This window comes from Nocardioides cremeus, from assembly GCF_030518195.1.
Lineage (GTDB): Bacteria > Actinomycetota > Actinomycetes > Propionibacteriales > Nocardioidaceae > Nocardioides > Nocardioides cremeus.
Map to the genome: position 1 here is coordinate 36,415 of NZ_JAULSC010000021.1, position 12,151 is coordinate 48,565.

General features: G+C 69.6%; 17 protein-coding genes. 2 read left to right on the forward strand and 15 right to left on the reverse strand.

The window, feature by feature from the left end; genetic code table 11:
- The first annotated feature begins 39 nt into the window (after nt 1–39).
- Together QWJ41_RS17160 and QWJ41_RS17165 are read left to right on the forward strand one after the other, a co-directional pair.
- Nucleotides 40–399: a GntR family transcriptional regulator gene (locus QWJ41_RS17160; RefSeq protein ID WP_302709640.1), complete on the forward strand. Its 360-nt coding sequence runs from the start codon at nt 40–42 to the stop codon at nt 397–399.
- The gene (locus tag QWJ41_RS17165) at nt 396–1,391 is read left to right on the forward strand and encodes a ketopantoate reductase family protein (RefSeq protein WP_302709641.1); all 996 of its coding nucleotides are present in this window, start codon (nt 396–398) and stop codon (nt 1,389–1,391) included. The genes QWJ41_RS17160 and QWJ41_RS17165 overlap by 4 nt, the downstream gene beginning before the upstream one ends.
- An 86-nt stretch (nt 1,392–1,477) precedes the next feature.
- Here QWJ41_RS17165 and rplQ read toward each other — a convergent pair whose 3' ends face one another.
- The 15 genes from rplQ to rpsE all read right to left on the reverse strand — a co-directional run bounded on the left by rplQ (nt 1,478) and on the right by rpsE (nt 12,120).
- Nucleotides 1,478–2,056, reverse strand: a complete 579-nt coding sequence (gene rplQ, locus QWJ41_RS17170) for a 50S ribosomal protein L17 (protein WP_302709642.1) — start codon at nt 2,054–2,056, stop codon at nt 1,478–1,480.
- Between the two features lie 155 nt (nt 2,057–2,211).
- On the reverse strand, nt 2,212–3,228 hold the full coding sequence (locus QWJ41_RS17175; protein WP_302709643.1) for a DNA-directed RNA polymerase subunit alpha: 1,017 nt from the start codon (nt 3,226–3,228) through the stop codon (nt 2,212–2,214).
- Between the two features lie 166 nt (nt 3,229–3,394).
- Entirely contained in the window at nt 3,395–4,003 is a 609-nt protein-coding gene (gene rpsD / locus QWJ41_RS17180) for a 30S ribosomal protein S4 (protein ID WP_179614221.1), read from the reverse strand.
- A 29-nt stretch (nt 4,004–4,032) separates the two neighbouring features.
- Nucleotides 4,033–4,440, reverse strand: coding sequence for a 30S ribosomal protein S11 (gene rpsK / locus QWJ41_RS17185; RefSeq protein ID WP_302709644.1), 408 nt, complete (start codon nt 4,438–4,440; stop codon nt 4,033–4,035).
- A 71-nt stretch (nt 4,441–4,511) separates the two neighbouring features.
- On the reverse strand, nt 4,512–4,886 hold the full coding sequence (rpsM, locus tag QWJ41_RS17190) for a 30S ribosomal protein S13 (RefSeq protein ID WP_179614222.1): 375 nt from the start codon (nt 4,884–4,886) through the stop codon (nt 4,512–4,514).
- Between the two features lie 168 nt (nt 4,887–5,054).
- Nucleotides 5,055–5,168: a 50S ribosomal protein L36 gene (gene rpmJ, locus QWJ41_RS17195; RefSeq protein ID WP_179614223.1), complete on the reverse strand. Its 114-nt coding sequence runs from the start codon at nt 5,166–5,168 to the stop codon at nt 5,055–5,057.
- A gap of 44 nt (nt 5,169–5,212) precedes the next feature.
- Complete coding sequence (gene infA / locus QWJ41_RS17200; protein WP_068114187.1) at nt 5,213–5,434, reverse strand: translation initiation factor IF-1; 222 nt, start codon at nt 5,432–5,434, stop codon at nt 5,213–5,215.
- A 259-nt stretch (nt 5,435–5,693) separates the two neighbouring features.
- Complete coding sequence (locus QWJ41_RS17205) at nt 5,694–6,734, reverse strand: LLM class flavin-dependent oxidoreductase (RefSeq protein ID WP_302709645.1); 1,041 nt, start codon at nt 6,732–6,734, stop codon at nt 5,694–5,696.
- A gap of 42 nt (nt 6,735–6,776) precedes the next feature.
- Nucleotides 6,777–7,775 carry a TerC family protein gene (locus QWJ41_RS17210; RefSeq protein ID WP_302709647.1) on the reverse strand — a complete coding sequence of 333 codons (999 nt, stop codon included), beginning with the start codon at nt 7,773–7,775 and terminating at the stop codon, nt 6,777–6,779.
- A gap of 199 nt (nt 7,776–7,974) precedes the next feature.
- Nucleotides 7,975–8,793, reverse strand: a complete 819-nt coding sequence (map, locus tag QWJ41_RS17215) for a type I methionyl aminopeptidase (RefSeq protein WP_302709649.1) — start codon at nt 8,791–8,793, stop codon at nt 7,975–7,977.
- Nucleotides 8,794–8,802: 9 nt separating this feature from the next.
- Nucleotides 8,803–9,378: an adenylate kinase gene (locus QWJ41_RS17220; RefSeq protein WP_302709650.1), complete on the reverse strand. Its 576-nt coding sequence runs from the start codon at nt 9,376–9,378 to the stop codon at nt 8,803–8,805.
- Nucleotides 9,375–10,676 (reverse strand): preprotein translocase subunit SecY, encoded by a 1,302-nt coding sequence (gene secY, locus QWJ41_RS17225; RefSeq protein WP_302709651.1) that lies wholly within the window; start codon nt 10,674–10,676, stop codon nt 9,375–9,377. The genes QWJ41_RS17220 and secY overlap by 4 nt, the downstream gene beginning before the upstream one ends.
- A gap of 199 nt (nt 10,677–10,875) precedes the next feature.
- On the reverse strand, nt 10,876–11,319 hold the full coding sequence (gene rplO / locus QWJ41_RS17230) for a 50S ribosomal protein L15 (protein WP_302709652.1): 444 nt from the start codon (nt 11,317–11,319) through the stop codon (nt 10,876–10,878).
- 1 nt (nt 11,320) lies between these two features.
- Nucleotides 11,321–11,503, reverse strand: coding sequence for a 50S ribosomal protein L30 (gene rpmD / locus QWJ41_RS17235; protein ID WP_193668491.1), 183 nt, complete (start codon nt 11,501–11,503; stop codon nt 11,321–11,323).
- Nucleotides 11,503–12,120 carry a 30S ribosomal protein S5 gene (rpsE, locus tag QWJ41_RS17240; protein ID WP_302709654.1) on the reverse strand — a complete coding sequence of 206 codons (618 nt, stop codon included), beginning with the start codon at nt 12,118–12,120 and terminating at the stop codon, nt 11,503–11,505. The genes rpmD and rpsE overlap by 1 nt, the downstream gene beginning before the upstream one ends.
- Between the last annotated feature and the right edge of the window lie 31 nt (nt 12,121–12,151).

Here is a 12,151-nt window from a genome sequence, read left to right on the forward strand (position 1 = left end):
CCTCGGTCCACGTCCGGCGCCGGGTCGTAGGGTGCGGCCATGACCGTGCTGCCGCTCGACCCCGGCTCCCCGGAACCCCCTTTCGAGCAGCTGCGTCGCCAGGTCGCGACCCGCGCCGCCTCCGGCGACCTGCCCCCGGGCACCCGCCTGCCCACCGTGCGCGGGCTGGCCGAGCAGCTGGGAGTCGCCAGCGGCACGGTGGCGCGCGCCTACCGCGAGCTCGAGGCCGACGGGGTCGTGGTGACCGAGGGTCGCCGCGGCACCTTCGTCGCCTCGGCCGCCCCGGCGGGTGCTCCGGAGGCCGAGCAGGCCGCCGCCGACTACGTGGCCGTCGTACGCCGCCTGGGCCTGGGCGTGGGCGACGCGGTGCGCCTCGTGGAGCGTGAGTGGACGCCATGAGCGCAGAGAGCGCCGGGGGTCCGCACCGCTACGTCGTCGTCGGGGTGGGCGCCGTGGGCGGTGGTGTCGCAGCGCTGCTGCACGAGGCCGGGCTCGACGTGACCGCGGTCGCCCGGGGTGAGCACCTGGCCCGGCTGCGGGCCGAGGGCCTGCGCCTCAGCGTCGGGCACGAGGAGCGGGTGGTGCGGCTGCGCACGGTCGGCAGCGTCGGCGAGGTCGACTGGCACGACGAGACGGTGGTGCTGCTGGCGGTCAAGTCGCAGCAGACCGCCGCTGTGCTGGCCGACCTGGCGGCCCACGCGCCGCCAGAGACCCCGGTGGTGTGCCTGCAGAACGGGGTCAGCAACGAGCGGGCGGCGCTGCGCCACTTCGCCCACGTGCACGCGGTGACGGTGATGATGCCGGCCAGCCACCTGGCCCCGGGGCGGGTCGTCGTGCACTCGCTGGGTGCGCCGGGCCTGCTCGACGTCGGCTCCTACCCCGCCGGGGTCGACGCGGTCGACGAGGCGCTCAGCGCCGACCTGCGCGCCGCCGGGTTCGAGAGCCTCCCGCGACCCGACGCGATGGCCTGGAAGCACCGCAAGCTGCTGATGAACCTCGGCAACGGCGTCGACGCCGCCTGCCAGGACGGTGCGGCCGCCGAGCGGCTGGTCGCCCTGGTGCGCGAGGAGGGCGAGCGCGTGCTGCGCGCGGCCGGCGTGGCGGTCGTCTCCCGCGAGGACGACCTGGCCCGGCGGGGCGAGCTGCTGCGCCCGCTGGTGCGCCGCGACGAGGCGGGCTCGTCGACGTGGCAGAGCCTGGCGCGCCGCACCGGCGACGTCGAGGTCGACCACCTCAACGGGGAGGTGGTGCTGCTGGGCCGCCTGCACGGGGTGCCCACCCCGGCCAACGAGCTGGTCCAGCGCACGGTCAACCGGCTGGCGCGCGACGCCAGCGACGTGCGAGCCATGGACGCCGCCGACCTGCTCACCGTCCTCGGCGAGCAGGTCTAGGCCGTACCGGGGCCGGGTACGCCGAAGGGGAGGCCCCCCGGCGAACCGGTGGACCTCCCCTCGTGGAGCGGTGCTGCTCAGGCCACTCAGGCCTTGGCGTCGCCCTCGTCGGCGGCCTCGGCCTCGGCGACGACGGACTCCTCGGGGGAGGCCTCCTCGCTGAGCTCGGTCGGGGCCTCGGCGGTGGCGGTCTCCTCCGTGGCGGTCTCCTCGGCGGGAGCCTCCTCGGCGGGGGTCTCCTCGGCAGGCGTCTCCTCGGCAGCCGGGGCGGCCTTGGCGGGCGCGGCCGCCTTCGGCGTGGGGCTGTAGGCCTCGGTGACGAGCTCGATCACGGCCATCGGTGCGTTGTCGCCCTTGCGGGGACCGATCTTGGTGATGCGGGTGTAGCCGCCGGGGCGCTCCGAGAAGGTCGGGGCGATCTCGGTGAAGAGGACGTGCACGACACCCTTGTCACGGATGGTCTTGAGGACCTCGCGACGGTTGTGCAGGTCGCCCTTCTTGGCCTTGGTGATCAGCTTCTCGGCCCACGGACGCAGGGCACGGGCCCGCGACTCGGTGGTGGTGATCCGGCCGTGCTCGAAGAGCTGGGTGGCCAGGTTCGCCAGGATCAGGCGCTGGTGGGAGGGGCTGCCGCCGAGGCGGGGACCCTTGGTGGGCTTGGGCATCGTTCTCTCTCTTCTCTCCGGCCGTACCAGGTACCGGGGTAGACGCGCTCGAGCTTGCTCGGGTGCGGTTTTCTCTTGTCCCGGTCCTCAGGGACCGGGGGGTCTGGGGGGCGGAGCCCCCCAGCGGGGGCACTCGGGGGCGGAGCCCCTGAGCGTCAGTACTGCTCGTCCTCGACGAACGCGTCGTCGTCGTCGTCGCCGTAGGCCGCGAGGGCGGCCTGCGGGTCGAAGCCGGGCGCGCTGTCCTTGAGGGACAGACCCATCTCGACCAGCTTGGCCTTGACCTCGTCGATCGACTTCGCACCGAAGTTGCGGATGTCGAGCAGGTCCTGCTCCGAGCGGCCGATGAGCTCACCCACGGTGTGGATGCCCTCGCGCTTGAGGCAGTTGTAGGAGCGCACGGTCAGCTGCAGGTCCTCGACCGGGAGGGCGAGGTCGGCAGCCAGCTGCTCGTCGACGGGCGACGGGCCGATGTCGATGCCCTCGGCCTCGACGTTGAGCTCACGGGCCAGGCCGAAGAGCTCGACCAGCGTCTTGCCGGCCGAGGCGATCGCGTCGCGGGGACGGATCGAGGGCTTGGTCTCGACGTCGATGACGAGCTTGTCGAAGTCGGTGCGCTGCTCGACACGGGTGGCCTCGACCTTGTAGGTCACCTTCAGCACGGGGCTGTAGATCGAGTCGACCGGCATCCGGCCGATCTCGTTGTCGGCACCCTTGTTGAGCACGGCCGAGACGTAGCCGCGGCCACGCTCGACGACCAGCTCCATCTCCAGCTTGCCCTTGTCGGACAGCGTGGCGATCTTGAGGTCGGGGTTGTGCACCTCGACACCGGCCGGCGGAGCGATGTCGGCGGCGGTGACGTCACCGGCGCCGGACTTGCGCAGGTACATGGTCACCGGCTCGTCGTGCTCGGAGGAGACGACGAGGCCCTTGAGGTTCAGGATCAGCTCGGTGACGTCCTCGCGGACGCCCTCGACGGTCGAGAACTCGTGCAGGACGTTGTCGATCTTGATGCTGGTCACCGAGGCGCCGGGGATCGAGCTGAGCAGGGTGCGACGCAGCGAGTTGCCGAGCGTGTAGCCGAAGCCGGGCTCGAGGGGCTCGATGACGAAGCGCGAGCGGAACTCGTCGACGGTCTCTTCCGAGAGGGTGGGGCGCTGTGCGATGAGCACTGGTTCTTTCCTTTCCGGGTCCGACCGCTATTTGACGGGCCCGAACTGCGAGGTGGAAGGAAGATGGAGCGGTCCCCGCCGGGGACCCGCCCACCCGGAACGTGGTTCCGGGGGTCTGGGGGCGGAGCCCCCAGCGGGGGCACTCGGGGGCGGAGCCCCTGAGCGTTTACTTCTTCGAGTAGTACTCGACGATGAGCTGCTCCTGGACCGGCAGGTCGATCTGCGCGCGGGTGGGGACCTGGTGGACCAGGACCCGCATCCGCTCGGGCAGCGCCTCGAGCCAGGCCGGGACGACGCGCTCGCCGTGGGTCTCGCGAGCCACGATGAAGGGCGTCATCTCCAGGGACTTCTCCCGCACGTCGATGATGTCGTGCGCGGTCACCTGGAACGACGGGATGTCGACCTTCTTGCCGTTGACCAGGAAGTGGCCGTGCGAGACCAGCTGGCGGGCGTGGCGACGCGTGCGGGCGAACCCGGCGCGGTAGACCACGTTGTCGAGACGGCACTCGAGCATCTGGAGCAGGTTGTCACCCGTCTTGCCAGAGCGGCGCGAGGCCTCCTTGTAGTAGTTCAGGAACTGCTTCTCCATCACGCCGTAGGTGAAGCGGGCCTTCTGCTTCTCCTGCAGCTGCGAGCGGTACTCGCTCTCCTTGATGCGGGCACGGCCGTGCGCGCCGGGAGGGTAGGGGCGACGCTCGAACGAAGCGTCACCGCCGACGAGGTCCACGCCGAGACGGCGGGACTTCCGGGTCATGGGGCCGGTGTAACGGGCCATCTCTCAAGTCTCCTGTTCTCGGGCGCGGGTCAGACGCGGCGGCGCTTGGGCGGGCGGCAGCCGTTGTGGGGCGTGGGCGTGACGTCCTGGATGGTGCCGACCTCGAGGCCGATCGCACCCAGGGAACGGATCGCCGTCTCGCGCCCGGAGCCGGGGCCCTTGACGAAGACGTCGATCTTCTTCATGCCGTGCTCCATCGCCCGACGACCGGCGGCCTCGGCGGCCATCTGCGCGGCGAACGGGGTGGACTTGCGCGAGCCCTTGAAGCCGACGGTGCCGGCCGAGGCCCACGCGATCACCGCACCGGTGGGGTCGGTGATGGTGACGATGGTGTTGTTGAACGTGCTCTTGATGTGGGCTTCGCCCTGCGCAACGTTCTTCTTCTCCTTGCGGCGCACCTTCTTGGCGCCGGCCGCGGTGCGGCTCTTGGGAGGCATAGATGTACTCCTGGGTTAGCTGGTCGGTGAGTTCGAGATCGAAGTGCAGTGAGACGCCCGGGGGCGTGCGATCACTTGGACTTCTTCTTGCCGGCGACCGTGCGCTTGGGACCCTTGCGGGTGCGCGCGTTGGTCTTGGTGCGCTGACCGCGGACCGGGAGGCCCATGCGGTGACGGCGACCCTGGTAGCTGCCGATCTCGATCTTGCGACGGATGTCGGCCTGGACCTCGCGTCGGAGGTCACCCTCGATCTTGAAGTTGGCGTCGATGGCGTCGCGGAGCTTGACCAGCTCGTCGTCGCCGAGCTCGTGCACCCGAGTGTTCGGGTTGACCCCGGTCTCGGCGAGCAGCTGCTGGGCGGAGGTACGGCCGATGCCGTAGATGTAGGTGAGTGCGATCTCGATGCGCTTGTCGCGCGGGAGGTCCACACCAACGAGGCGTGCCATGTGATGGCCTTTCGGTGGTTCGCAGAGGTGTCGGTCGTGACGCGTCCCGTCCCTCGTAGGTCGGGCCCCGGCCTTCTGCTCCGGGGGTGGTTTCACCGCGGTGTGCGGCTAAGCGTTCACGTATGGAGGTTGTTCAGTTGTGTGGTGCCGGCCGGGGCCGGCGCCTGCTCAGCCCTGGCGCTGCTTGTGGCGCGGGTTGGAGCAGATCACCATGACGCGGCCGTGGCGACGGATCACCTGGCACTTGTCGCAGATGCGCTTGACGCTGGGCTTGACCTTCATGTCGAGGTCCTTTCGTGGCTCCCGCCGGGAACCGTCGGCTTCGCTTACTTGTAGCGGTAGACGATCCGACCTCGGGTGAGGTCGTACGGCGAGAGCTCCACCACCACGCGGTCCTCGGGGAGGATCCGGATGTAGTGCTGTCGCATCTTGCCGCTGATGTGGGCGAGAACCTTGTGCCCGTTGCTCAGCTCGACGCGGAACATGGCATTCGGCAGGGCTTCCACGACGGAGCCCTCGATCTCGATCACGCCTTCTTTCTTCGGCATGTCCTCCACAATCTGTTGTCTATCGTTTGCTGCACTGCACCGGCGGGTGCCGGGGCAGGTGGCCCGGGAACCTCCGGCGACGAGGCGGACCTCGTGCCGGTGGACCTCGTGCGGTCGTCCCCTGGCCCCTCACCCGGACGTGCCTGACCCTCTCTGTCGAGATGGTCGAGCACGACATCGGGCAGCCGCGAGGCGCCACGAAACAGACCCACGTTGGGCCGACACGCCAGCATAGACGTGGCCTGCTCGGGATCCCTAATCAGGACGCCAGCAGCCGCAGGGTCTGCTCGCGGGCGGGCGAGGTGGCCGGGTCGGTGCCGGCGTACGCCGACGCCACCGGGTGCACCATCACCTCGTCGACCCCGTGCTCGGCGGCGAGCTCGGCGATCCGGGCGCGTGCGGTCTCGGGGTCACCGATCACCCAGCGTCGCGACATGGCCTCCACCAGCGGCTGCTGCTGCTCGGGGATGCCCACCTCCTCGGCCTCCTCGACCAGGCGCTGGGCGCTGAGCGGCTGGCCGGTGCGCAGCGCCAGCATCATCTGCAGGTGCGGCAGCGCCAGCCGCTGCGCCTCCTCGGTCGTGGGGGCGACGGCGGCGTTGACGGTCAGGAAGGTGCGCGGCGCGTCGAGCACCTCCGAGGGCCGGAAGCCCTCGCGGTAGAGCGCCAGGGCCTCGGCGGTCCCCTGCCCCGAGAAGTGGTGCGCGAAGACGTAGGGAAGACCGCGCTCGGCGGCCAGCCGTGCGGAGTAGTCGGAGGAGCCCAGCAGCCACAGGGTCGGCACGCTCGCGGCCACCGGGGTGGCCCGCAACGACTGGGTCCGGCCCTGCACCGAGACGCCGACGCCCTCCGGCGCCATCATCGCCGCGACGTTGTCGACGTACTCGGGGAAGCGAGAGACGGCGTCGTCGCCGACCCCGCCCGCGCCGTGGCGCAGCGCGTACGACGTGACCGGGTCGGTGCCGGGCGCGCGACCGATGCCCAGGTCGATCCGACCGGGGAACGCGGCCTCGAGCAGGCTGAACTGCTCGGCGACGACCAGCGGTGCGTGGTTGGGCAGCATCACCCCGCCGGAGCCGACCCGGATGCGGCTGGTGGCCGCGGCCAGCAGGCCGATCAGCACGGGCGGGTTGGTGGCCGCCACGGCCGGCATGTTGTGGTGCTCGGCCACCCAGTAGCGCGCGGCCCCGACCTCGTCGGCGACGCGGGCCAGGTCGAGGCTGGCGCGCACCGCGTCCGAGGTGGTCTGGTCGGTGCGCACGGGCACCAGGTCGAGGACGGAGAGAGTCGGCGAGGTCACCCGGGAGGAGCGCCCGACGGCCGGTCGCTTATTCCGTGCCTGCTACTCGGAGGGCCGGGGCGCGGGCGGCACCGAGTCGGTCGCCTCCACCTCGGCCTTCTCGTCGGACTTCGTCTTGGCCAGGCTGGCCACGGCCGTGATGGTCAGGGCCACCAGGATCACCGCCAGGCTCAGCAGCGTCGGCACCTCCCAGCCGATGACCTCGCTCTCGTGGAGCGCGTGGATCACCAGCTTGGCGCCGATCCAGGCCAGGATGAACGACAGGCCCAGCGACAGGTAGACCAGGCGCTCGAGCAGGCCGCCGATGAGGAAGTAGAGCTGGCGCAGGCCCATCAGCGCGAAGACGTTGGCGGTGAAGACCAGGTAGGGCTCCTGGGTGATGCCGAAGATCGCGGGGATCGAGTCCAGCGCGAACAGCACGTCGGTGAAGCCCAGCGCGATGATGACGATCAGCATCGGGGAGGCGAAGCGCACCCCGTTCTCGCGGTAGAAGAGCTTCAGGCCGTGCCACGAGTCGCCGACGTTGAGGTGGTTCTGGGCGAACTTCACGATCCGGGAGTCCTCGGGGTGCTCCTCCTCGTGCTTGCGGTAGGAGCGCACCAGGTTGATCGCGGTGTAGATCAGGAAGGCACCGAAGATGTAGAAGACCCAGCTGAAGTTCTGGATCAGCGCGTAGCCGACGGCGATGAAGATGCCACGGAAGACCAGCGCCAGGATGATGCCCACCATCAGGGCCTCCTGCTGGTACTTGCGCGGCACCTTGAGGGCCGCCATCAGCACCAGGAAGACGAAGAGGTTGTCGACCGAGAGGCTCTTCTCCACCACGAAGCCGGTGAAGTAGTCGACGCCGTACTCCTGGCCGTGGAAGATCCAGGTCCAGAAGCCGAACGCGACCGCCGCGGCCATGTAGAGGATGAAGGCGATGGTGCTCTCGCGCATGGTCGGCTCGTGCGGCTTGCGCGAGATGATGATGACGTCGAAGAGCAGCACGGCACACGTGACGGTGATCGTGATGCCCCACTCGAGGGCGGAGACGTCCACAGGGTTCCTCCTGGGTCATGGGGTTGGCGAGGGCGCCGAGGTCTCTCCCGCCGCTGCTGCGACCCACGGCCCCGGACCGGTCGAGGACCGGTCGTGCTGACGAGGCGGTGACGAAGGAATACTCCCCCCTGCGGCGCCCATCATGGCACGCGCGACCACACAAGCCCGCGTCGCCGACGACGCCGGCGTCGTACGCCGCTCAGCGACCGCCGAACGCGACGCCGAGCTCGGCGAGCGCGGCCTCGCCGCCGTCGAGGGCGGTCAGCACCCAGGTGCCGGTCTCGGTCAGGGTGAAGGTGTGCTCGTAGTGGGCCGACCAGCTCGCGTCGGTGGTCACCACGGTCCAGTCGTCCTCGAGGACCGCGGTCTCCTTGCCGCCCAGGGTGATCATCGGCTCGACGGCCAGGGCCAGGCCCTCGACCAGGCGCGGACCCCGGCCGGGCTTGCCGTAGTTGGGGACGTTGGGGGGCAGGTGCATCTCGGTGCCGATGCCGTGCCCGACGTAGTCCTCGAGGATGCCGTAGGACCCCTGGGCCCGCACGTGGGTCTCCACGGCGTGGGAGATGTCGGTGACGCGGCCACCGGCACGGGCGGCGGCGATGCCGCGCCACAGCGCCTCCTCGGTGGTGCGCATGAGAGCGCGCACCTCGTCGGGGACCTCCCCCACCGCGACGGTCACGGCCGCGTCGCCGTGCCAGCCGTCCACGATCGCACCGCAGTCGATGGAGATCACGTCGCCGTCGGCGAGGACGCGCCCGTCGGGGATGCCGTGCACCACCACCTCGTTGACCGAGGCGCAGATCGAGCCCGGGAACCCGTAGTAGCCCTTGAACGAGGGCGTCGCGCCGCGCGAGCGGATGCTGTCCTCGGCGATCGCGTCGAGCTCGGCGGTGGAGATGCCGGCGCGCACCGAGGAGCGCAGCAGCTCGAGGGTCTCCCCCACGACCAGCCCGGCCCGGCGCATCAGGTCGACCTGCTCGGGGCTCTTGATCTCGAGCCCGCGGTCACGCAGTCCCACGGTGCAGCCTCAGCCGCGCGGCGAGGAGTCGAGCGCCTCGAGCACCCGGCGGGTCACCTCGGCGACCTCGCCCATGCCGTCGACCTCGACGAGCAGCCCGCGCTCGCGGTAGACCTCGATGAGCGGCTCGGTCTGCTCGGCGTAGATCTCCTGGCGGCGCCGGATCACCTCTTCGGTGTCGTCGGCACGACCCTCGGTCTGCGCACGCTGCAGCAGCCGCTGCACGATCTCGTCCATCTCGACGGTCAGGACCACCACGGCGTCGATGCGCTCGTCGCGGGCGCCGACCATCGTGTCGAGCTCCTCGACCTGGGCGAGGGTGCGCGGGTAGCCGTCGAGCAGGAAGCCGTTCTCGGCGTCGTCCTCGGCGATGCGGTTGGCCACCATCGAGTTGGTGACCTCGTCGGGGACGTAGTCACCGGCGTCCATGTAGCGCTGGGCCTCCAGGCCCAGGGGGGTGCCCTGGGAGACGTTGGCCCGGAAGATGTCACCGGTGGAGATCGCGGGCACCGAGTAGTGCTCGGCCACGAACTTGGCCTGGGTGCCCTTGCCGGCCCCCGGGGGGCCCATCAGGATCAGCCTCAACGCAGGAATCCTTCGTAGTTGCGCTGCTGGAGCTGGCTCTCGATCTGCTTCACCGTGTCGAGCGCGACGCCCACCATGATCAGGATGGAGGTTCCGCCGAACGGGAAGTTCTGGTTGGCCTCGATCAGCACCAGCGCGATCAGCGGGATGAGTGCGATCAGACCCAGGTAGAGAGCGCCCGGCAGCGTGATGCGGGACAGGACGTAGGACAGGTAGTCCTCGGTCGGCTTGCCCGCCCGGATCCCGGGGATGAAGCCGCCGTACTTCTTCATGTTGTCGGCCACCTCGTGGGGGTTGAAGGTGATCGACACGTAGAAGTAGGTGAAGAACACGATCAGCGCGAAGTAGGTGATCATGTAGAACGGGTGGTCGCCGTTGACGAAGTAGCGGCTGACGAACGTGATCCAGCCCGAGTCGCTGTTCTGGTTGAACTGCACGGCCATGGCCGGCAGGTAGAGCAGCGAGGAGGCGAAGATGACCGGGATGATGCCGGCCTGGTTCACCTTGAGCGGGATGTAGGTCGAGGAGCCGCCGAACATCTTGCGCCCGACCATCCGACGCGCGTACTGCACGGGGATGCGGCGCTGGGCCTGCTCGATGAAGATCACCGCGGCCACGATCACCAGGCCGATGGCCAGGACCACGCCGAAGAGCCACCAGCCCTGCGACTTCTGGACCTCCCACAGGGCGGCCGGGAAGGTCGCGACGACCTGGCAGAAGATCAGGATCGACATGCCGTTGCCGACGCCGCGCTCGGTGATCAGCTCACCGAGCCACATGATCACGGCCGTGCCGGCGGTCATGGTGATCACCATGACCAGGAAGGTCGAGGTGGAGTCGTCGTGCAGCAGCGGCAGGTTGCACTGCAGCAGGTTGCCCGAGCGCGCCAGCGCCACGATGCCCGTCGCCTGCAGGACCGAGAGCCCCAGCGTCAGGTAGCGCGTGTACTGGGTGATCTTGGTCTGGCCCGCCTGGCCCTCCTTCTTCAGCGCCTCGAGCCGTGGGATGACCACGACGAGCAGCTGCAGGATGATGCTGGCGGTGATGTACGGCATGATCCCGAGCGCGAAGATCGTCAGCTGCAGCAGCGCCCCGCCCGAGAACAGGTTCACCAGGCTGTACAGGCTGGCGTTCTCGCCCTGGGAGGCCAGGTCGATGCACTGCTGCACGTTGGCGACGTCCACCCCCGGTGCCGGGATCTGGGATCCGGCCCGGAAGATCACGATGATCATCAGGACGAACAGCAGCTTGCGCCGCAGGTCCGGCGTCCTGAAAGCGTTGGCGAAAGCGCCTAGCACGAGATCCTCTTTCTCCACACAGAATGACGGCTCCCCGGGCACACCCAGGAAGCCTCGGGAAGCCTAACAGGCTGACGGCGCCACGATGTCACGCTCCCCGGCGGGCGGGGCAGGCACCCGGGCGCGAGAACGACGAAGGGCGCGGGAGGCCGCCTCACGGCGGCGCTCTCCCGCGCCCTCATCGTGGTCTCGCCTGGACTCAGACCGTGGTGGTCGAGCCGCCGGCGGCCTCGATCTTCGAGACGGCCGAGGCCGAGAACGCCTGGGCGCTCACGTCGACCTTGACCGAGATGTCGCCCTGGCCCAGCACCTTCACCGGGTGGCCCTCACGCACGGCCCCCTTGGCGACGAGGTCCTCGACGGTGACGGTGCCACCCTCGGGGAACAGCGTGCTCAGGCGGTCGAGGTTGACGACCTGGAACTCCACCTTGAACGGGTTCTTGAAGCCCTTGAGCTTCGGGAGCCGCATGTGGATGGGCATCTGGCCACCCTCGAAGGCGACCGGGACCTGGTAACGGGCCTTGGTGCCCTTGGTACCGCGACCCGAGGTCTTGCCCTTCGAGGCCTCACCGCGACCAACGCGGGTCTTGGCGGTCTTCGCGCCCTTGGCCGGGCGCAGGTGGTGCAGCTTCAGCGTTGCCATGTCACTCGACCTCCTCGACGGTCACCAGGTGACGAACCGTGTTGACCATGCCCCGGATCTCCGGGCGGTCCTCCTTGACGACCACGTCGCCGATCCGCTTGAGACCGAGCGTGCGCAGCGTCTCGCGCTGGTTGGCCTTGAGACCGACCAGGCCCTTGTTCTGCTGGACCTTGAGCTGTGCCATCAGGAGGACACCTCCTGCGACACGCCCGCCGGGACCTCGGTGCGCGCCCGGAGCAGCGCCGCCGGGGCGACGTCCTCGACCGGGAGCCCACGACGGGCGGCCACGGCCTCGGGCTGCTCGAGCATGCGCAGCGCCTCGACCGTCGCGTGCACGATGTTGATCTGGTTCGACGACCCGAGCGACTTGCTCAGGATGTCGTGGATGCCGGCGCACTCGAGCACCGCACGCACCGGGCCACCGGCGATCACACCGGTACCGGGCGCGGCCGGGCGGAGCATGACGACGCCAGCCGCCTTCTCCCCCTGGACCGGGTGCGGGATGGTGCCCTGGATGCGAGGGACGCGGAAGAAGTTCTTCTTCGCCTCCTCGACGCCCTTGGCGATCGCCGCGGGCACCTCCTTGGCCTTGCCGTAGCCGACGCCGACCAGACCCTCACCGTCGCCGACGACCACGAGGGCGGTGAAGCTGAAGCGACGACCACCCTTCACGACCTTGGCGACACGGTTGATCGCAACGACGCGCTCGATGTAGGCGGTCTTGTCCGCACCCTGGTTACCGCGACGGTCGTCGCGACCACGGCGCTCGCCACCACGCTGTCCGCGCTGGGCTCCGCTCATGAGACTTTCCTCTTCTCTATTGCTTGACGTG

What these genes read in the sequence shown, in the direction of transcription:
- QWJ41_RS17165 (WP_302709641.1), top strand. Translation starts at nt 396, where the DNA reads ATGAGCGCAGAGAGCGCCGGGGGTCCGCACCGCTACGTCGTCGTCGGG.
- QWJ41_RS17160 (WP_302709640.1), top strand. Translation starts at nt 40, where the DNA reads ATGACCGTGCTGCCGCTCGACCCCGGCTCCCCGGAACCCCCTTTCGAG.
- rpsE (WP_302709654.1), bottom strand. Translation starts at nt 12,120, where the DNA reads ATGAGCGGAGCCCAGCGCGGACAGCGTGGTGGCGAGCGCCGTGGTCGC.
- rplQ (WP_302709642.1), bottom strand. Translation starts at nt 2,056, where the DNA reads ATGCCCAAGCCCACCAAGGGTCCCCGCCTCGGCGGCAGCCCCTCCCAC.
- rpsK (WP_302709644.1), bottom strand. Translation starts at nt 4,440, where the DNA reads ATGCCTCCCAAGAGCCGCACCGCGGCCGGCGCCAAGAAGGTGCGCCGC.
- infA (WP_068114187.1), bottom strand. Translation starts at nt 5,434, where the DNA reads ATGCCGAAGAAAGAAGGCGTGATCGAGATCGAGGGCTCCGTCGTGGAA.
- rpsD (WP_179614221.1), bottom strand. Translation starts at nt 4,003, where the DNA reads ATGGCCCGTTACACCGGCCCCATGACCCGGAAGTCCCGCCGTCTCGGC.
- rpsM (WP_179614222.1), bottom strand. Translation starts at nt 4,886, where the DNA reads ATGGCACGCCTCGTTGGTGTGGACCTCCCGCGCGACAAGCGCATCGAG.
- rpmD (WP_193668491.1), bottom strand. Translation starts at nt 11,503, where the DNA reads ATGGCACAGCTCAAGGTCCAGCAGAACAAGGGCCTGGTCGGTCTCAAG.
- rplO (WP_302709652.1), bottom strand. Translation starts at nt 11,319, where the DNA reads ATGGCAACGCTGAAGCTGCACCACCTGCGCCCGGCCAAGGGCGCGAAG.
- rpmJ (WP_179614223.1), bottom strand. Translation starts at nt 5,168, where the DNA reads ATGAAGGTCAAGCCCAGCGTCAAGCGCATCTGCGACAAGTGCCAGGTG.